The 17,981-nt window shown below is 66.0% G+C and carries 15 protein-coding genes; 7 read left to right on the forward strand and 8 right to left on the reverse strand.

The window, feature by feature from the left end; translation table 11 throughout:
• Window positions 1-75: 75 nt before the first annotated feature.
• From ACLMAL_RS01375 to ACLMAL_RS01385, 3 genes are all read right to left on the reverse strand, one after another.
• The gene (locus ACLMAL_RS01375) at window positions 76-294 is read right to left on the reverse strand and encodes a DUF397 domain-containing protein (protein WP_411997407.1); all 219 of its coding nucleotides are present in this window, start codon (window positions 292-294) and stop codon (window positions 76-78) included.
• 85 nt (window positions 295-379) lie between these two features.
• Complete coding sequence (locus ACLMAL_RS01380; protein WP_411997408.1) at window positions 380-586, reverse strand: DUF397 domain-containing protein; 207 nt, start codon at window positions 584-586, stop codon at window positions 380-382.
• The gene (locus ACLMAL_RS01385) at window positions 576-1,475 is read right to left on the reverse strand and encodes a helix-turn-helix domain-containing protein (RefSeq protein ID WP_411997409.1); all 900 of its coding nucleotides are present in this window, start codon (window positions 1,473-1,475) and stop codon (window positions 576-578) included. Before ACLMAL_RS01385 ends, ACLMAL_RS01380 begins: the two co-directional genes overlap by 11 nt.
• 424 nt (window positions 1,476-1,899) lie before the next feature.
• Between ACLMAL_RS01385 and ACLMAL_RS01390 the strand changes: the two genes are divergently transcribed.
• Both ACLMAL_RS01390 and ACLMAL_RS01395 read left to right on the forward strand, forming a co-directional pair.
• A complete protein-coding gene (locus ACLMAL_RS01390) occupies window positions 1,900-2,220 on the forward strand; it encodes a hypothetical protein (RefSeq protein WP_411997410.1) in 321 nt (106 codons plus the stop codon).
• 4 nt (window positions 2,221-2,224) lie between these two features.
• Window positions 2,225-2,515 carry a hypothetical protein gene (locus ACLMAL_RS01395; protein ID WP_411997411.1) on the forward strand — a complete coding sequence of 97 codons (291 nt, stop codon included), beginning with the start codon at window positions 2,225-2,227 and terminating at the stop codon, window positions 2,513-2,515.
• A gap of 138 nt (window positions 2,516-2,653) precedes the next feature.
• Here ACLMAL_RS01395 and ACLMAL_RS01400 read toward each other — a convergent pair whose 3' ends face one another.
• The 4 genes from ACLMAL_RS01400 to pdxH form a co-directional block, all read right to left on the reverse strand.
• A complete protein-coding gene (locus ACLMAL_RS01400) occupies window positions 2,654-3,013 on the reverse strand; it encodes an FKBP-type peptidyl-prolyl cis-trans isomerase (protein ID WP_328408939.1) in 360 nt (119 codons plus the stop codon).
• Window positions 3,014-3,054: 41 nt separating this feature from the next.
• Window positions 3,055-4,359, reverse strand: coding sequence for a citrate synthase (locus ACLMAL_RS01405; RefSeq protein WP_328408937.1), 1,305 nt, complete (start codon window positions 4,357-4,359; stop codon window positions 3,055-3,057).
• A 202-nt stretch (window positions 4,360-4,561) separates the two neighbouring features.
• Window positions 4,562-5,863, reverse strand: a complete 1,302-nt coding sequence (locus tag ACLMAL_RS01410) for an MFS transporter (protein ID WP_411997412.1) — start codon at window positions 5,861-5,863, stop codon at window positions 4,562-4,564.
• 56 nt (window positions 5,864-5,919) lie between these two features.
• The gene (gene pdxH / locus ACLMAL_RS01415) at window positions 5,920-6,771 is read right to left on the reverse strand and encodes a pyridoxamine 5'-phosphate oxidase (protein WP_411997413.1); all 852 of its coding nucleotides are present in this window, start codon (window positions 6,769-6,771) and stop codon (window positions 5,920-5,922) included.
• 51 nt (window positions 6,772-6,822) lie between these two features.
• Here pdxH and ACLMAL_RS01420 point away from each other — a divergent pair, with 51 nt between their 5' ends.
• The 3 genes from ACLMAL_RS01420 to ACLMAL_RS01430 all read left to right on the forward strand — a co-directional run bounded on the left by ACLMAL_RS01420 (window position 6,823) and on the right by ACLMAL_RS01430 (window position 13,495).
• Window positions 6,823-7,971, forward strand: coding sequence for a citrate synthase 2 (locus ACLMAL_RS01420; RefSeq protein WP_328408933.1), 1,149 nt, complete (start codon window positions 6,823-6,825; stop codon window positions 7,969-7,971).
• An 800-nt stretch (window positions 7,972-8,771) separates the two neighbouring features.
• A complete protein-coding gene (locus ACLMAL_RS01425) occupies window positions 8,772-12,902 on the forward strand; it encodes an ATP-binding protein (RefSeq protein ID WP_411997414.1) in 4,131 nt (1,376 codons plus the stop codon).
• Window positions 12,899-13,495 (forward strand): GTP-binding protein, encoded by a 597-nt coding sequence (locus ACLMAL_RS01430; RefSeq protein WP_379059144.1) that lies wholly within the window; start codon window positions 12,899-12,901, stop codon window positions 13,493-13,495. Before ACLMAL_RS01425 ends, ACLMAL_RS01430 begins: the two co-directional genes overlap by 4 nt.
• Before the next feature lie 188 nt (window positions 13,496-13,683).
• On the opposite strand, the gene ACLMAL_RS01435 is transcribed toward ACLMAL_RS01430, so the two are convergent.
• Window positions 13,684-14,328, reverse strand: a complete 645-nt coding sequence (locus tag ACLMAL_RS01435; RefSeq protein WP_411997415.1) for a hypothetical protein — start codon at window positions 14,326-14,328, stop codon at window positions 13,684-13,686.
• A gap of 64 nt (window positions 14,329-14,392) precedes the next feature.
• Here ACLMAL_RS01435 and serC point away from each other — a divergent pair, with 64 nt between their 5' ends.
• Both serC and sepH read left to right on the forward strand, forming a co-directional pair.
• Complete coding sequence (serC, locus tag ACLMAL_RS01440; protein WP_406236056.1) at window positions 14,393-15,517, forward strand: phosphoserine transaminase; 1,125 nt, start codon at window positions 14,393-14,395, stop codon at window positions 15,515-15,517.
• A gap of 847 nt (window positions 15,518-16,364) precedes the next feature.
• A complete protein-coding gene (gene sepH / locus ACLMAL_RS01445) occupies window positions 16,365-17,495 on the forward strand; it encodes a septation protein SepH (RefSeq protein WP_411997416.1) in 1,131 nt (376 codons plus the stop codon).
• Window positions 17,496-17,981: the final 486 nt, after the last annotated feature.

Here is a 17,981-nt window from a genome sequence, read left to right on the forward strand (position 1 = left end):
CGGCCTGCTCATGAAATAGGCCCGGCCCGAAAGAGATTCGGGGTCGGGCCTATTCGTCAGTTACACCGAGCGCACCTACGAGCGATCGAACTGACCGTCCTGCACACCAGCGGCGAAGGCACTCCACTCGCCGGGAGTGAAAAGCAGTGCAGGGCCGGTTGGGTTCTTGCTGTCACGCACCCCGACCAAGCCGCCATCGAGGAAAGCAACCTCGACACAATCTTTGGTCGCAGAGCTGCGGGTGCTCTTGTGCCACGCCGCGCCGGAGAGATCTACGTCGTACTTGTCGGTCACGTGGCTAGCCCCCTTGCTACCTGTCGACAGGTTCCTACTTGCGGTTTCATCCAGTGATGCTCGCCGGATAGCGTCACCCCGGCACCTAGGGGTGCTCGAACTCGCCGTCTTGGACACCAGCAGTGAAGGCGGACCACTCGCCGGGCGTGAAGACTAACGCCGTACCCGTCGGATTCTTGGAATCCCGCACACCAACCAGGCCCGCATCGAGGAACGCGACCTCCACACACTGACCATTGGACGCGCTGCGGCTGCTCTTGAACCAGCGTGCCCGGGACAGGTCAACGGTCACCGTACTTCTCCTTCGCCACCTGTCGCAGCAGGTCTCGCGTGCTCTTCTCATCCAACGCTATCCGCCGGATATCGTCGGCCATTTCAGTGTATCGCTCAACAAGCTCAGGCTTCTCGAGGTAAAGATCGCTACTCATCCCACCGTCGAGATAGACCACCGGTGGCTCGATTGGCTTGCCCTTGCTGTCGACGCCGAAATCGAGGATCACGAACGAACTGTGCAAAATGCCGCGCGTGAATCCCGCTGAGTGGGGGTGTATTCGAAGGCTGACGTTGTCCAGCTTGCTGACCTCCGCAAGCTGGCGGAGCTGCGCCGCCATCACTCGCGAATCTCCGACGACCCGATGTAAAGCAGATTCATCGAGCAGGATCTCCAACGCCAGAGGGGTAGCTTTCCGGGTGACAACTACCTGCCGGCGCAGCCGGACCTGTACACGCCGCTCGACCTCGTCGAGGGTTCCGCCGTGGAAGAACGCACCGATCAGCGCACGAGCGTAGTCAGCAGTTTGCAGCAAGCCAGGTACTTGCACTTCGTACGACAAGAGCCGTCGTGCCGACCGCTCCATCCCGATGTACATGTTGAACGCATCCGAGAACAACCCGCCGAGTGAAGTGACGCCGTCCTCATCCTTGGCCGCAGCCGCACGAGAGGCGAGGTCGACCGCTTGCTTCGCTTCACTCTCGGCAACCTCATACAACATGCACAGCTCTCGAACGTCCTGCCGTTTCGGGTTGACTGTGCGACCGGCCTCCAACCGTTGAAGTGCGTTGTAGCTGAGCTGAACTTCCTTCGCCGCATCCTGAATCGTCAAGCCTTGCTTCTCTCGCATTTCGCGGAGGAACCGACCCAGCTGGCGGCGCAGCAGTGTCGGAGACTCGTCCTGGGGCATCGCAATACTCCTCGAGGTGAACACGCTTTCGCTGAATTCTGAACTCGTTTTACCGCGTATCTGCATCTCACTCTGGGGTTTTGGACAAGTCCATCTGAACATTCAGATTTCACTAGTGCAGGAATGAACCCGGTGCTGTGCTGATCATGCGCCCGGAGCAGGGATTGCCCTTCCCTCACGGTCTCTCCTGGCGCACCTATCCGTAGCCATCCCACGGAGGTCGGCAGATGCCGAAAAGCGATCTTCCCCAACGACACCCGTTCACCGGGCCGCCAACCGCCTATGTGGGCGCATCAACCGATGTGGTCGACAGGTTCGCACACGCGATGCGCGAGCGGGCAGGCCAACCCGCAGCCTCCGAATCGTCTCGGTGCCGGGGTGTGCGCTCCCCCGGCATCGGGCGCACCAACCACGAGGAGCGATGATGCGCCGAGATCGCTTGCGTACCACCGAATCAGCCGACGGACGGAAGGTCGTCACCTGGCGGCTGATCGGACACGATTGTCGGATTCTGCGTATCCAGAACCGGGCCGACGCCTCGGTGGCTTACCGATGGCCGGGTGGCGAATCGCTGCCCCTCGCAGGGCCGGGCTTGGTGTTGTTCGATGAGTCGGCTGCCCCGGATCTCGCGACAGTCCGTGACGCATTCCCCGGTCACCACGACCTGTGGGACGCGCTGCGCGATGCCTATTGGGTGGCGCTGCTGAACCTCGCCGATCTTCCTGCGTCGGCAACGGAAACCTAGGTCGATGTCCGAGACGGATTCGACACGGCGCGACATCGCCCCCTCGGTACAAGCGCTGCTCGCGATCTTCCACGAAGACACGGTCATGAAACTCGAACTGGCCCCGACGGATAGCACGCCGACCCTCTATCGGTCGGATGGTTCGTCTTGCGCTGTAGACGAATACGGATGGCCCGCGAACTCCGGCGATCCGGCCGAAGACGAACTGGTAGACCTCGAGCCGACCGCACCGGCCCTCGACCAACCGCCGCCGCAACGGCCCTCCGACAGCCCTCCCGAGTCAGCAACTCGGTGAGTGGCACATGGCTGCGGCGAACGTCGAGTAGCGCTCGCGCTGGTGTGCCACTCGTTGCATAGCAGTCGAGATTCGGTGCGAAACAACTGCGGCCCGTGTCCACCGAAGTGGAACACGGGCCGCAGTAAGGGTTTTCGCTCAGTTGGCGTTCAGCAGGTCGATCACGAAGACCAGCGTCTTGCCCGAGAGCTTGTGGCCCGCACCAGCCGGGCCATAGGCCAGCTCCGGCGGGATGGTGAGCTGGCGACGGCCGCCGACCTTCATGCCGGGGATGCCGTCCTGCCAGCCCTGGATCAGGCCGCGCAGCGGGAAGGTGATGGACTCGCCGCGGTTCCAGGAGGAGTCGAACTCTTCGCCGGATTCGAATTCGACGCCGACGTAGTGCACCTCGACATTGCCGCCGGGCACCGCTTCGGTGCCCTTGCCCTCGATGATGTCCTTGACAACCAGCTCGGTGGGCGCGGGGCCCGCCTGGAACTCGATCTCCGGCTTGGTCATTCGGCTATCCCCTTCGATAGGTGATGGGTGGGAAAATGTGATCAGCGGTTCGTGATCTCGTGGTAATCGCGGGCACCGTAACCGGTGTAGATCTGACGCGGGCGCCCGATCTTCAGTGGCTCGCTGTGCATTTCGCGCCAGTGCGCGATCCAGCCCGGCAACCGGCCCATGGCGAACAACACCGTGAACATCCGGGTCGGGAAGCCCATGGCCTTGTAGATGACGCCGGTGTAGAAGTCGACGTTCGGGTACAGCTGACGGGAGATGAAGTACTCGTCGGTCAACGCGGCCTCTTCGAGCGCCTTCGCGATGTCGAACAGTTCGTCGTCACCGTTGAGCTTGCTCAGGATCGAGTCGGCATGCTTCTTGGCGATCGAGGCGCGCGGATCGTAGTTGCGGTAGACGCGGTGCCCGAAGCCCATGAGCTTCACGCCGTCTTCCTTGTTCTTGACCTTGCGGATGAACTCCTTGACGTCGCCGCCCTGCTCCTTGATGCCGTCGAGCATCTCGAGCACAGCCTGGTTGGCGCCGCCGTGCAGCGGGCCCCACAGCGCGTTGATGCCACCGGAAACCGAGGTGAACAGGTTCGCGTCCGACGAGCCGACCAGGCGCACGGTCGAGGTGGAGCAGTTCTGCTCGTGGTCGGCGTGCAGGATCAGCAGCATGTCGAGCGCGGCGGCGATCTCGGGGTCGACCTCGTAGGGCTCGGCCGGGAAGCCGAAGGTCATGCGCAGGAAGTTCTCGACCAGGCTCAGCGAGTTGTCCGGGTAGAGGAACGGCTGGCCAACCGACTTCTTGTACGAGTAGGCCGCGATGGTCGGCAACTTCGCCAGTAGTCGAATGGTGGATAGCTCGACCTGCTCGGGATCGCGCGGGTCCAGCGAATCCTGGTAGTAGGCCGACAACGCGTTCACCGCGGAGGACAGCACCGGCATCGGGTGCGCGTTGCGCGGGAAGCCGTCGAAGAACCGCTTGAGGTCCTCGTGCAGCAGGGTGTGGCGGCGGATGCGATCGGTGAAATCGTCCAGCTGCGCCTGCGTCGGCAGCTCGCCGTAGATCAGCAGGTAGCTGACCTCGATGAAGGTCGAGGTGCCCGCGAGCTGTTCGATCGGGTAGCCGCGGTAGCGCAGGATGCCCGCTTCGCCGTCGATGTAGGTGATCGCCGACTTGGTCGGCGCGGTGTTCATGAAACCGGGGTCGTAGGTGACGTATCCCGTGCTCGCCAGCATTTTGCCGAGGTCGATGCCGTCATTGCCTTCTTTGGCTTCGGCAACGGTCATGGCATATTCGCCACCGGGGTAGCTCAACACCGGCTTGGCGTCGTTGATGTGGTCTTTTTCGGGCACAGAAGGATCCCTCTCAGGCTAGGACCGTCGGCATCGGGGTGCGTCGGCACGGCGGTGCTCTCACCTAGACGCTAGTCGTTGCTCGCACTGCCCGAGAACGAGGGTGCCCACCGAGCGAGCTCACAAACGTGATCTCCACGCGTGAGGTTTCGACACCCGTACCGATGAGTAGGTCGGAGCGCACCCGCGCTGCGCGCAGCGTTCACTCGTTGCGCTCACTCACCGCAGGTACCGGCTCGGAGTGCGACCTGCGCACGGAAAAGCGGACGAAAGCAGGGAAGGCGAGCGCGGCGAGCACTACGCCGACGACGACCAGCACGCCACCACCCGCCGCCGCCACGGCGGTACCCAGGCCCGCCGCAGCAAAACCGTGGGCAACATCACCGATACGCGGACCGCCCGCAACGATGACGATGAACACGCCCTGCAGCCTGCCGCGCATCTCGTCGGTGGCCACGGTTTGCAGCATCGTCACCCGCAGCGCGGCGGAGATCATGTCGACCGCACCACCGAAGGCCGAGCAGCCCAGCGCGATCCACAGGCCGAGCCCGAGACCGAGGCCATGCCCGGTAAAGCCGACGGCCGAACCGAACCCGATCATCGCGAGTCCCCACAGTGCGATGCAGATCACTACCGCGAGGCCCTGCCGCCGGATGCGCGGGATCCAGCCGGAGAAGACGCCACCCAGCACCGCGCCGACCGACATCGACGCGAACAGCAAGCCGAGCGCGACGCCGCCGGTCGCCGGGTCGCCGAAAGTCTCCTGCGCGATCTGCGGGAACAGTGCCCGCGGCATGCCGAACACCATCGCGATCACATCCACCGCGAACGAGGCGAGCAGGATGCGCTGCGTCGCCAGATAGGCGAAACCATCCAGGACCGTGCGGAATCCGGCCTTGGTTGCAGTACCGGTCGGCGGGAACGCGGGCAGCTTCCACACCGCCCACACCGTGGCGAGCAGGGCGACCGCATCGATCAGATACAGCGTGGGCAGCCCGACCACCGGGATCAGCGCGCCCGCGAGGACCGGCCCTGCGATGGCGCCGACCTGCTGGACGGTCATGCTCAGCGAGTTGGCCGCGGCGAGTTGTTCCGGCGGCAGCAGCCGGGGAATGGTCGCGCTGCGAGTCGGCTGGTTCACCGCGAAAAAGGCCTGCTGCATGGCGAAAAGGCCGAGCACCACCCACACGTTGTCCAGTCCGGCGGCGGCCTGACCCCAGAAGGCCAGCGCGGTCACTCCGGTGCCCGCATTGGTGATGAGCAGCAATTTGCGCCGATCCATCACGTCGGCCAGCGCGCCGCCCCACAGGCCGAACACGATCAACGGCACCAGGCCGAACAGCCCGGCCAGACCGACATAGCCCGAGCTACCGGTGATCTGATAGATCTGCTGCGGTACAGCGACCACCGCCAACTGCGCCCCGATGACGGTGACGACGTTGGTCGACCACAGTCGCCGATAGTCCGGATAGCGCAGCGGGGTCGTGTCGGCAAGCAGCTTCACCGGCGAGAGCGTATCGAGTCGAACCCGGCCGGCTCGACGCGATATTCATCACTTGTTCACGGTTGCAGGCGCTGCACCTTCATCCCGTCGCTCTCGATGCGGACCCGGATCCGGTTGTGCAGCCTGCTGCGCCTGCCCTGCCAGAACTCCACCTCGTCGGGCCGCAGCAGATAGCCGCCCCAGTGTGGCGGCACCGGAATGTCGTCGACCTCGGCGAAGCGGGCGGTGGTCTCGGCGAGAATCCGATCGAGCTCGGACCGCGATCCGATCGGCCGCGACTGCTGCGAGGCCCACGCACCGAGCTGGGAGTCACGCGGGCGGGAGCGCCAGTAGACGGCGGTTGTCTCGGCGGGCACCAATTCGACCGTGCCGCGCACGTGCACTTGCCTGCCGAGCGCAGGCCAGACGAAGGTGGCGGCCGCGAACGGGTCGGCGGCGAGCTGGGCGCCCTTGGCCGAGTCGTAGTTCGTATAGAAGGTCACGCCGTCGGGTGACAGACCCTTGCACAGCACTGTTCGCGCGACCGGCCGCGGACCGGCATCGGTCAATGCCACGGTGGCGAGCACCATCGCGTTGGGTTCGGCGATGCCAACGGCGGTGGCCTGTTCGATCCAGTGGCGCAGCAGCGGTTCCCAACCGCCCGCCAACCACGTTTCGTCCAGATCGGTGTCTTCACCACTGCCGAACGGGATGCCGCCGTACTCGGCACGCATCGCCGCCAGGTCGCTGGCTGCCCGCAGCACGGCCGGATCCGTCGATATTCGCGCCACCGCGGCAGCCGTGGTTGCGAAGTTTTCGGCCGTTTCCTGGCCGGCAGATGAATTGTCCAGGTCACGCATGGGCCAGACGTTACTCCGCGGTAGCAAGGAGATAAGGTTTTCGTGATCGGCATGTGCTGGGTGAAACACATCCCTTTCTCCCCGCGAGCATGCGACCCGATGTGCAAGGAGAGTCACAACATGACTACCAGCCCTGCGGTTCCCGGTGGGCAGGCCACCGTACCGAGCGATTTCGTCAGCGGCCTCGAGGGTGTCGTGGCATTCACCACCGATATCGCCGAGCCGGACAAGGACGGCGGCGCGCTGCGCTACCGCGGCGTCGACATCGAGGACCTGGTACTCGGACGGGTGACCTTCGGGGACGTGTGGGCACTACTTGTCGACGGCGAGTTCGGTCGCAGCCTGCCGCCCGCGGAGCCGTTCCCGCTGCCGGTGCACACCGGCGATGTGCGCGTCGACGTGCAGGCCGGCCTCGCGATGCTGGCCCCGATCTGGGGCTACGAGCCGCTGCTCGACATCGACGACGAGACCGCGCGCGAGAACCTGGCCCGCGCCTCGGTGATGGCGCTGTCCTACGTGGCGCAGTCCGCACGCGGCATCTACCAGCCCGCGGTACCGCAGCGGAAGATCGACGAGTGCAACACCGTCACCGAGCGGTTCATGACTCGCTGGAAGGGTGACCCGGACCCGAAGCACACCGAGGCCATCGACGCCTACTGGGTTTCCGCCGCCGAGCACGGCATGAACGCCTCCACCTTCACCGCACGGGTGATCGCCTCCACCGGAGCCGATGTCGCCGCGTCGCTGTCCGGCGCGATCGGCGCGATGTCGGGCCCGCTGCACGGCGGTGCGCCCGCGCGCGTGCTTCCGATGATCGAGGCGGTCGAAAAGACCGGTGACGCACGCGCTTTGGTCAAGGGCATCTTGGACCGCAAGGAAAAACTGATGGGCTTCGGCCACCGGGTCTACCGGGCCGAGGACCCGCGCGCCCGCGTGCTGCGCGCCACCGCCAAGCGTCTTGCCGCCCCGCGCTACGAAGTGGCCGCCGCGTTGGAGCAGGCCGCGCTCGCCGAGCTGCGTGAGCGTCGCCCGGACCGCGCCATCGAGACCAACGTCGAGTTCTGGGCCGCGGTCATCCTCGACTTCGCCGAGGTGCCCGCGCACATGATGCCCGCCATGTTCACCTGTGGTCGTACGGCGGGCTGGTGTGCGCACATTCTCGAGCAGAAGCAGCTCGGCAAGCTGGTCCGCCCGGCCGCCATCTACACCGGCCCCGCGCCGCGCCGCCCCGAGGACGTCGCGGGTTGGGCCACGGTCTCGCACTCCTGATTCGCCTTACGCCTGCTTCCGATTCGAGCGTGGTTGCACCACGCATAGTTCGACTGCTCGGTTCCACCAGGGGTAAACCCGCGAGCCGGACGTTGCGGCGGGATCTGTTGCCTGCCACGAGGTTCGGCTCGCGTCGCATCCCCGGCGAGACGCGCGTCGAAAGAGGCTTACGGGGATGTCGAGTCGTGGAGTGTCACGGCGGCGGATGTTCGGCATCGGTGTTGCAGCGGTGACGAGTGTGGCCGCCGGATGTAGCGCGGACAACGCTAATCTGCCCACCGCGCAATCGAATACCACCACAACAACCACCGGTGGGAATGCCGCCGGTGCACCGGTCGAACCGGTGACCGCGGCACCCCAGGCTCCGCCCGCTGTCACGCCCGCCGCCAGGCATGCAGGCACCCCGCCCCAACTGTGGGCGTGGAAATGCGTGGTATCACCAGCAGTTTCGCGGCAACCGGCAAGCAGATCGTTGACCTTCGATGCGTGCGGCGGGGGCCACCGCGCCCGGCGCGATTTCACTGGCCCATATGCGCCGACCGAAGTCCGGCAGCGCCCCGGGCATGAGCGCCGCGCTGCCTGCCCTGCGGTCGGCCGGCTTCACCTCAGTGCGCCTCTGACTCCTCGCACGGTTCACACAACGATCCGTCCAAACGTGGGAACTGCAGGCATCCAGCCAGTAAGGTACCGATGCTGACGGACTATGTCCGGCGGTACTGATTGGCGGATCGCGGCTGCTCACCGGACATTTCGCCGAATGGCGATGCGACCGGATCGGTACGATCCGAGCGGAAGGCGGTATGAGGGTGGCGCAGACGGTGATCGCGCACACTCGGTTGCGGAACCTCGAGCAGTGGCGCGTTCGCTGGAAAGTCACCGCGGCCGTTGCCGTTCCGCTCGCCGCGGCCATGCTGCTCGGCGGCCTCCGGTTGACGGTGTTCTTCAACGACTACTCCAGCTACACCGATGCGGCCGACCGCATCTCCGACATTCCCGCCATCACCGCACTCGAGTCGGCGGCCTCGACCGTCGCCGGTGGGCAGGTCTACGGCACCACCACCGACCAGGACCTGGTCGAACTGTCCACCGCGATCACCGAGGCCACTGTGCGTGCTGGGCGCGAGGGGATCGATCCGACGGTCGCCACGGCGTTGCGGGAGATGACCGCCACCAGCGAGGTCATCCGCGCAGGCGGCAGGGGCGGCGGCGGCGATCCGCTCAAAGCGGTGGGCTTGAACAATATGATCGCCCGTGAGGCGGTCGGCACCGTCGACCGGCTGCTCACGCCGATTCAGATCCCCTCGGTCGTCATGGGGAAGGTCCAGCTGTTCGATCTGCTGCTCGGCAAGCTGGAGGGCTTCAACTTCCTGATGGTCGCGATGTCGGCGATGCAGGATCCTTCGAAGGTCAACGACTTCAATGCCGTGCAAGGCTCTTTCCGCACGTTGACCGACACCGTCGAACGCGACTTGCCCTCCGCCAAACCCGAACTCGACCGGGTGGTGCGCCCCAACAACGTCATCCTGAAGGCCGCGATCGACGAGGCCATCGAGACAGGCAAGGTGGAGCTGCCCGACCTACGCGATCTGGCGCTCGGATCCCGCGACGTGTACACCAAGCTCGCGAGCGATACCGTCGAGCGCATCTTCGCTGACGTCGACCATGTTGTCGACGCCTCCCGAACCGCGGCGATCAAGGCCTCCGTCGTGGTGCTCGGCACGCTGATCGCGGCGCTGCTGTTCGGTCTACTCGTCGCCCGATCACTGCTGCTGCCGCTGCGCCGACTACGCGCCGGCGCGGCCAAGCTCGCCGATCGCGACCTGCCCGACGAGGTCGAGCGCATCAGCCTCGGCGCCCAACTCGAGCACATCAGGGTCAATCCGGTGCCGGTGCACACCGGCGAGGAAATCGGCGAGATCGCCCGCACAGTCGACCGACTACACGCGCAGGCGCTCAAACTCGCTGCCCAGCAACAACAGTTGCGCGACCAGGTCAACGACATGTTCGAAACCATGGCCCGGCGCAACCAGACCCTGGTCGATCGCCAGCTGAGCATGATCGACGCGCTGGAGTTCGAGGAGAAGGATCCCGAGCGGCTCGACCAGCTGTTCCGGCTCGATCACCTGGCCGCCCGCATGCGACGCAACAGCGCAAACCTGCTGGTGCTCGCAGGCACCAAATCGCGACACGACCGGTCCGGGCCGGTGGAGGTACGCGACATTTTGCGCGCCGCAGGCTCCGAGGTCGAGGACTATCAGCGGGTGAAAACCGGTGCGGCACCCGATGGTTGGGTGACGGGCACCGCGGCCACCGATCTGGTGCACCTGATCGCCGAGTTGCTGGAGAACGCGCTGCGCGCATCGCCGCCGGACAGCGAAGTGACCTTCGCCTACAGCAGAACCTCCGAGGGCGGCCTGCTGGTCGAGGTCATCGACGCGGGCATCGGCATCGTGCCTGGCGAACTCGACGAGATCAACCGCAGGCTGGCGACCTTGGCAACGGCCACGCTCGCGACGACCAGGCAAATGGGTCTGTTCGTGGTCGGCAGACTTGCCGAACGTCACGGCATCACGGTGCGGCTGCGCCGTACCCAGGACCGCGCACTCAATCCCGGCATCACCGCGAGCCTGCACATCCCCGCGCCCCTGATCGCGGTGCCGCCGCAGGAGCGTGACACTCCGGCGGGTGGAGCGCAGGTCATCCAGGTCCACCGGGACACGCTGCACACCGGCCGCACCCCGGTGCCGCCGGTCGTCGACAAGTCGCTGCCGAACAAGCCGAAGAGCCTGCTCACCGGTCCTGCCGGACTCCCGAGACCGCAGGCAAGCGGCATCGGCCAGCAACCGCTCACCCCCCGCCCCGCTCCGGAACCACCGGCCGCGGCACCGCAGGCGGCACCGATGATCACCAGTTACGGTCTGCCCAAACGAGTCCCGGGCGCCAACCGCAGGGGCGCACGCAACCAGGCAGCAAGCCTGCGCGCAGCCGCACTGTCACCGGCGGAACCCCGCACGGCGACACCGACCACCACGTCACCGACCAGACCACCGGCCCCGACGCCGACCACGGCGCCCGCGACACCGACCACGGCGACACCGACCTCAACGACGTCGGCCACAGCGGCACCGACCTCAGTGGCATCGGGCACAGCGACTCCGAACACGCCACTGTCCAACACGACCGCCCCGAACAACGCGGACATGGACACCCAGCAATACCGGGTCTCCCAGACCGCGTCGTTCTTCCGAGCCGCACCGGTGAAACCAGGATCGAACGCCGAGAAGGCAGCAGGCCCGACCCCGCCACCCGTGGAAAAAGCCGGATCGCTGCCCGACAAGACGGCAAGCCCGAGGCCGCCACTGGCGAACACAGCCGCACCGCAACACGACAAGACCACAGGCCCGACCCCGCCACCGGTGAACACAGCCGCACCACAACACGACAAGACCACAAGCCCGACCCCGCCACCTCGCGGGATAGCCGTACCGCAGTTGGACATGGCGGCAGGTCGGAACCCGGCACCGCAGGGGAAGTTCACCCCTGCCACGGACGCTGCCGCAACACCGATCTCGTCGGCACTCGCGAAGGCCGCCGACCAAGCAGCAGCATCGGCAACCGCGTCACCTGCGAGCACACCGTCGACAACCACACTGCCCACGAGCACAGCGTCGGACACTGCACTACCCACGAGCACAGCGTCGAACGCCACACCACCCACGAACGCAACGTCGAACGCCACACCACCCACGAACGCAACGTCAAACGCCACACCACCCACGAACGCAACGTCGAACGCCACACCACCCACGAACGAAACCGCCGACATGGCGGTCGAGGCCGCTACGCCGTGGGCGAGAACCGCGCCGCCTGCCCCTTGGCGATCGCCGGAGCCCACACCTGTCACCCGCGACGCGGCAGCCTTTACCACCGCTTCCACTTCGGGAACCACTCCCAACGCTGCGCAGACACCGAACGCCGCACGCCCCGTCGGCACCACCGGCACTCCCGGCAATGCGGCAACCTATGCTGCCTCGCCAACGACGAAGAACGAACCGACCCCGAACTCTTCGCGACCTACGAACGCCACACCCCCGGCGACCCCGATCGCATCGCCGAACACATCCCCCTCGGCGAATACAACCCACACAGCGCACACGAATACCGCACCCAACGCCCACAAGGCACCGTTCACCACACCGGCCGCACTCACCCCGCTCAGGCCCCATCGGACACCGACGCCTCCTGCTTCACCCATTGGCACCGCATCCGGCGTCGATCAGGCGGCACCACCGACATTCGACGCAATCGCCGATCGCACCGCGACCGCCGTACCACCCAGGCATCCCGATGCGCGAGCTCAGCCGGTGGCACCCATGGCGCCGCAGGCCGGACCCGTGAACCGGGGTGCCGATCGAGCACGCTCGCCTATTGCTTCGACTCCAGCGAGCACCAGCGACGCCGAACACGCACCGAACGCGACCGCTTCCGATCGCCCGGCCACCGCACCGAACACCAGTTCTGCGATATCCATGGCCTCTGCCGCCCCAGCTAAACCCGCACCGGCCGCGCAAGAATCGGCGACACCGATTTTCGCGGGCATGATCTCGGCCTGGCTCGCCGATCCGGAGGCCGGCCGGGAGGAGGCGCCGGTGAGTTGGAACTCAGCGGCGGATGAGGGGTGGTCGGCCGCGCAGCGGGCCGCCGATCAGCCGGTCACGCTGCGCACCAGAGCCGGGCTGCCACTGCGGGAGCCGGGAAACCACCTGGTGCCGGGCGGTGCGGAGCCGCCGCCGGCGGCTCAGGAACTCGATACCGACAGCCGTCCCGATCCCGCAGCGATACGGGACGGCCTCAAGAACTATGACCGTGGAGTACGCGACGGCCGGGCTACTCGTTCGTCGAAACCATTCGCAGCCGAGGACTTTCGATGACCGCACCCGAATCCGTAGCCCCCTCCTCCGGAACCCGCGCCGTCTCGGCGAAGATCGTGATCGCAGGTGAGTTCGGTGTCGGCAAGACCACGCTGGTAGGCGCGGTATCCGATATCGTGCCGTTGCGGACCGAGGCGGTGATCACCGATCTGAGCGCCGAAGTGGACGACACCTCGCCGGTTCCCGATAAACACACCACCACGGTGGCAATGGACTTCGGGCGCATCAGCCTGGCCGATGACCTGGTGCTTTACCTGTTCGGCACGCCCGGCCAGCACCGCTTCTGGTTCATGTGGGACGACCTCAGCCTCGGTGCGATCGGCGCGATTGTGCTGGTCGATGCCCGCCGCGTGGATGAAAGCTTTGCGGCGGTCGACTACTTCGAGGAGCTCGGCCTGCCCTTCCTTGTCGCCGTCAACGAGTTCGACGACGGGCCGAAATTCCCCGAAGCGGCCATCCGCGATGCCCTGTCGGTGCCCGACCACGTCCCGGTCATGATGATCGACGCCCGCAACCGCGAGTCGGCGAAGAACGCACTCATCGCCGTCACCGGCTACGCCCTTAGCCGAGTCTCGCCCTCGGCCACCGCCTGACAAACGCAGCATCGCCCGGGAACGGGACATGATCGAGCGGCTCCTCGAGGTTTGCCGCAGCCATGTCCCGTTCCCGGGCGAGCCTGGATACCGGGGTTGACACCCAGATAGCCAACGTCATGAACAGGTCCGCGAACACCACCACGATGACTGCCGCGGTTCGCGGACCGCCTGGCCTCGGAGCGCGGTTAGTCCTCGCCGAGTGAGGCGAGCCAGTCGACAGCCACCGAGTCACCGCGGTCGACGGTGAAGAAGGCCACCTCGAGATGCTGGCCGAGATCGACGAGACCGATGGCCGCCAGCGGAACCGGCTGGACCAGGCGCACCCGCCACGGCTTCGGCTCGTCCCAGGCATGCAGCTCGAGGTCGAGGCGAAGCACCGGGTCGTCGCGGCCGCCGTAGTCGGCCGCGACCGGTGCGGCAGCAAGCACGGTGGCGTCGGCGCGGCGGCCGTCGGACAGGATCTTCGAAATGCTCGCCCGCTCGGCCTCCGCGAGATCGGGCACGTACAACACCAGTCGGTCGCGGTCACCCGGATCGACCCGGCAGCACACGACATCACCGGGCTGCATCCAGTCCAGGTCGTCTTCGCGCATACGCTGGCGCACCCGGGTCTCGTAGGGCATCTCCCCGTCGATGTGCACCCGAACCCAGAACACATGACCCGGCTCGCTGCGCCGCGGCCGCACCCCCAAGATCGTTGCCGAGCCTTGCGCTCCCCGGATCAGCAACTCCCGCCGCTGCGCATCCGACATCGATCCGGCGCGTAGTCCGAAGTTGCGTGATCGTCGACTGCGCAGTAGCCACCCCGAGTTAGCCGACGCCATGTTCATGGGCGTCAACGTTAGCTGGAGTGTGGTCAGCGACACAGCAATACCACCGTCTACCCTATGTGCCATGACCACTGCGTTCCCGACGATTCCCGACGATCTCAAGCCTGCCGACGGACGGTTCGGCTGTGGCCCCTCCAAGGTACGACCGGAGCAGTTGCAGTCCCTGGTCGAGGTGGGCGCCTCGGTGTTCGGAACCAGTCACCGGCAGAAACCGGTCAAAGATGTGGTTGCGCGGGTGCGCAGCGGACTGCGTGAGCTGTTCGCGCTGCCCGACGGCTACGAGGTCGTGCTCGGCAACGGTGGCACCACCGCGTTCTGGGATGCGGCCGCATTCGGCCTGATCCGCGAGCGTTCGCTGCACCTGACCAACGGTGAGTTCAGCTCGAAGTTCGCCGCGGTGGCCAAGGGCAACCCCTTCATCGGCGATCCGATCGTGGTCTCGTCCGAGCCGGGCAGCGCGCCGGAGCCGGTGTCGGACCCGTCGGTCGACCTGATCGGCTGGGCCCACAACGAAACCTCCACCGGCGTCTCGATCCCCGTGCAGCGCCCGGCCGGTTCGGAGCACGCCCTCATCGCCATCGACGCCACCTCCGGCGCCGGCGGTCTGCCGGTGAACATCTCCGACTCCGACGTCTACTACTTCGCACCGCAGAAGTGCTTCGCCTCTGACGGCGGCCTGTGGGTCGCGCTGATGAGCCCCGCCGCACTGGCTCGCGTCGAGGAGATCAAGGCCTCGGGTCGCTGGACCCCCGAGTTCCTTTCGCTGCCGATCGCGATCGACAACAGCACCAAGGACCAGACCTACAACACCCCCGCCCTGGGCACCCTGCTGCTGTTCGCCAACCAGATCGAGTGGCTCAACGGCAACGGTGGCCTGGACTGGGCGGTCAAGCGAACCCTGGATTCATCCTCGCGCCTGTACTCCTGGGCCGAGTCGAGCGAGTACGCCACGCCGTACGTCACCGACCCGGCACACCGTTCGCAGGTCGTCGGCACCATCGACTTCGCCGACTCGGTCGACGCGGCTGCCGTCGCGAAGGTGCTGCGCGCCAACGGAATCGTCGACACCGAGCCCTACCGCAAGCTCGGCCGCAACCAGCTGCGCGTCGGCATGTTCCCGGCAATCGACCCGGAAGACGTCAGCCAGTTGATCCGCAGCATCGACTACGTCGTAGAGAAGCTGGCCTAGCACCAACCAATGGGCGAGTCCGAACAACGGCGTTCGTGACCGCTCACACCCGTTCGTAACCACGCACACCCAGTGGCCGAGCGTTCAGTACCCGGGGCGCATCCAACAAAGACGCGGCAATACCCCCAGACGCACCCCTCGGCACGATGACACCTTCCGGGTGAAGCGAGATCCAGCAAAAGAGTTCGCCCCGTCTCGCGTCCGAGCAGCCGAAGCGCCGACAACAAAATCGCAAGACCCCACAGACGCACCCATCCGGCACGATGACGCCTTCCGAACACAGCAAGATCCAGCACCAAAGTTCGCGACCCCATCTCGCCTCCGAACACCCGAAGCGCCGACAACAAAACGCAAGACCCCACAAAGGCGCCCACTCGGCACGATGACGCCTTCCGAACACAGCAAGACCCAGCACCAAGTTCGCGACCCCCATCTCGCCTCCGAACACCCGAAGCGCCGACAACAAAATCGCAAGACCCCACAGACGCACCCACTCGGCACGATGACGCCTTCCGAGCGCAGCGAGACCGAGCACTAGAGTTCGCGGCCCGTCTCGCTTCCGAGCCGTCGAAGCGCATGCGACGAAGTCGCGAGTCTCGACGGCTCGGAAGCGAGACCAAGGGGGCCGCGAACACGCAGCGCCGAAGGCGCTGCCAAAAAAACACAGACACGCCACGCTCGACACGCCGTGCGAGCACGCGCGGCGAATCGAACAGAGCAGATTAGCGGGGCACGGCCGGTTATTGCCCGATTTCCGTGCCGCGTGTCTTGCCTCGAGATCATCAGTAGTGCACTACTGTTTCGGAAAGTGGGCGGTGTCGCGAGTCGACGCGATAAGGAGGTAACGGTGCGTGAACTTCGAGTGATCGGGGTGACGCCCGACTCCACGCACATCGTGTGTATCGACACCGAGACCGGCACCAAGTACCGGCTGCCCGCCGACGACAAGCTTCGAGCCGCAGCCCGCGGAGACCTTGCCCGATTCGGCCAGATTGAGATCGAAATGGAAGCAACTATGCGTCCTCGCGATATTCAAGCTCGTATCCGGTCCGGAGCCTCCGTTGAACAGGTCACCGAAGAGTCCGGGATGCCGGCCAGTCGGGTCGAGCGGTTCGCCTACCCCGTGCTGCTGGAGCGCGCCCGGGCCGCCGAACTCGCGCAGAAGGCGCATCCGGTCCGCGCCGACGGCCCCGCGGTGGAAACCCTCATCGATATCGTCACCGCCGCCTTCACCGAGCGCGGGCACAATATCGAGGGCGTCGAATGGGATGCCTGGAAAGACGAGAAAGGCTTCTGGGTCGCCCAACTGCAGTGGCAGAATGGCCGTTCCGACATTACGGCGCACTGGCGCTACCAGCCGGATGCCCACGGCGGTTCGGTGTCGCCCCTCGACGATCCCGCCTCCGATCTGATCGATCCCGATTTCGGTCGCGCGCTACGCGGGCTGGCCACGATTCTTCCGCCGCAGGCCGAGATCGAGGCGCCCGCCGCGCCCGAGGTCCCAGTCGAGACCAGGCCGGCCGAAACTCGCCCTGCCGAAGCCCGACCGGCTAGGGAAGCGGCCCCGGCTGCGCGGACCGCGGCCCGGCAGAACCAGCCGATGCTGGACGAGTACTACGAACAGCGTTCCGTCGTCGCGGGTGGCAGCGGCACCGCCATCCCGGCCGCCGCGAGCACCAACGCCATTCCGGCTGCGAGCGGTACTGCGCCTGCCGTAGCGGCCGGAACCAACACGGCACCCGCCGTGGGTACTTCGACCACCGCAACCCCGGCACCGAGCGCAGGCACTGTCCCGTCCGAGCCCGCCGCGCCGAAGGCTCCGGCTCCTTCGAAGGTTCCTGCGGCCTCCACCGAGGAGACCGCCAAGCCCAACAACGGCAAGGCCGCGCCCGCGAAGTCCAATCGGACCAAGCGCGGTAAGGCTCCGATGCCGTCCTGGGAGGACGTGCTACTCGGCGTCCGTAGCTCCGGCCACTGAGTCGTCCGGGTCGCATAACCCTCTTCACGACCGCTCGGCACAGGCATTCGACGCGCCGCCATGCACCAACCGAAGCTGGTCTTGCCAGGCTGTTTTCGCGTGTTACCAGCAAAGTGCCCGGTGAACCGAGCACGGTAGACCTGCCACGGGTACGGCATCTTCATCTTGGGGCGCCGCACTTCGCCGCGCCGACAATCGTGCTCGAGTCCGGCACCGTGCGGCCGCCGGAAATACGTAAGATCCGCCCCTGCAAATGTTTGCCAGCGGCGACACGGAGGTTGCTGAGACGCCTCGATCGCGGATTTCTTGGGCCGCTGGCGTGTTCGCAGGCGGAAGCTACATCGTTCGCGGTCAAGTACGGGTAGATTTTTCGGAGTGCGTCGAGTGGTTTGTCGGCGTTGGGCGGTTCGAGGTGACAGCACGTTGTCGGAATCACCGAGAGTTGCTCGAAGTTCGCGGAGCTGTTTCGTGCAACCATCGGGAGGT

Source organism: Nocardia sp. CWNU-33 (assembly GCF_046764895.1).
Lineage (GTDB): Bacteria > Actinomycetota > Actinomycetes > Mycobacteriales > Mycobacteriaceae > Nocardia.

Bases quoted from the DNA above. Each gene is read 5' to 3' on its own strand.
- serC (WP_406236056.1), top strand. From the start codon at position 14,393: ATGACCACTGCGTTCCCGACGATTCCCGACGATCTCAAGCCTGCCGAC.
- ACLMAL_RS01395 (WP_411997411.1), top strand. From the start codon at position 2,225: ATGTCCGAGACGGATTCGACACGGCGCGACATCGCCCCCTCGGTACAA.
- ACLMAL_RS01385 (WP_411997409.1), bottom strand. From the start codon at position 1,475: ATGCCCCAGGACGAGTCTCCGACACTGCTGCGCCGCCAGCTGGGTCGG.
- ACLMAL_RS01435 (WP_411997415.1), bottom strand. From the start codon at position 14,328: ATGAACATGGCGTCGGCTAACTCGGGGTGGCTACTGCGCAGTCGACGA.
- ACLMAL_RS01425 (WP_411997414.1), top strand. From the start codon at position 8,772: ATGAGGGTGGCGCAGACGGTGATCGCGCACACTCGGTTGCGGAACCTC.
- ACLMAL_RS01400 (WP_328408939.1), bottom strand. From the start codon at position 3,013: ATGACCAAGCCGGAGATCGAGTTCCAGGCGGGCCCCGCGCCCACCGAG.
- ACLMAL_RS01390 (WP_411997410.1), top strand. From the start codon at position 1,900: ATGCGCCGAGATCGCTTGCGTACCACCGAATCAGCCGACGGACGGAAG.
- ACLMAL_RS01430 (WP_379059144.1), top strand. From the start codon at position 12,899: ATGACCGCACCCGAATCCGTAGCCCCCTCCTCCGGAACCCGCGCCGTC.
- ACLMAL_RS01420 (WP_328408933.1), top strand. From the start codon at position 6,823: ATGACTACCAGCCCTGCGGTTCCCGGTGGGCAGGCCACCGTACCGAGC.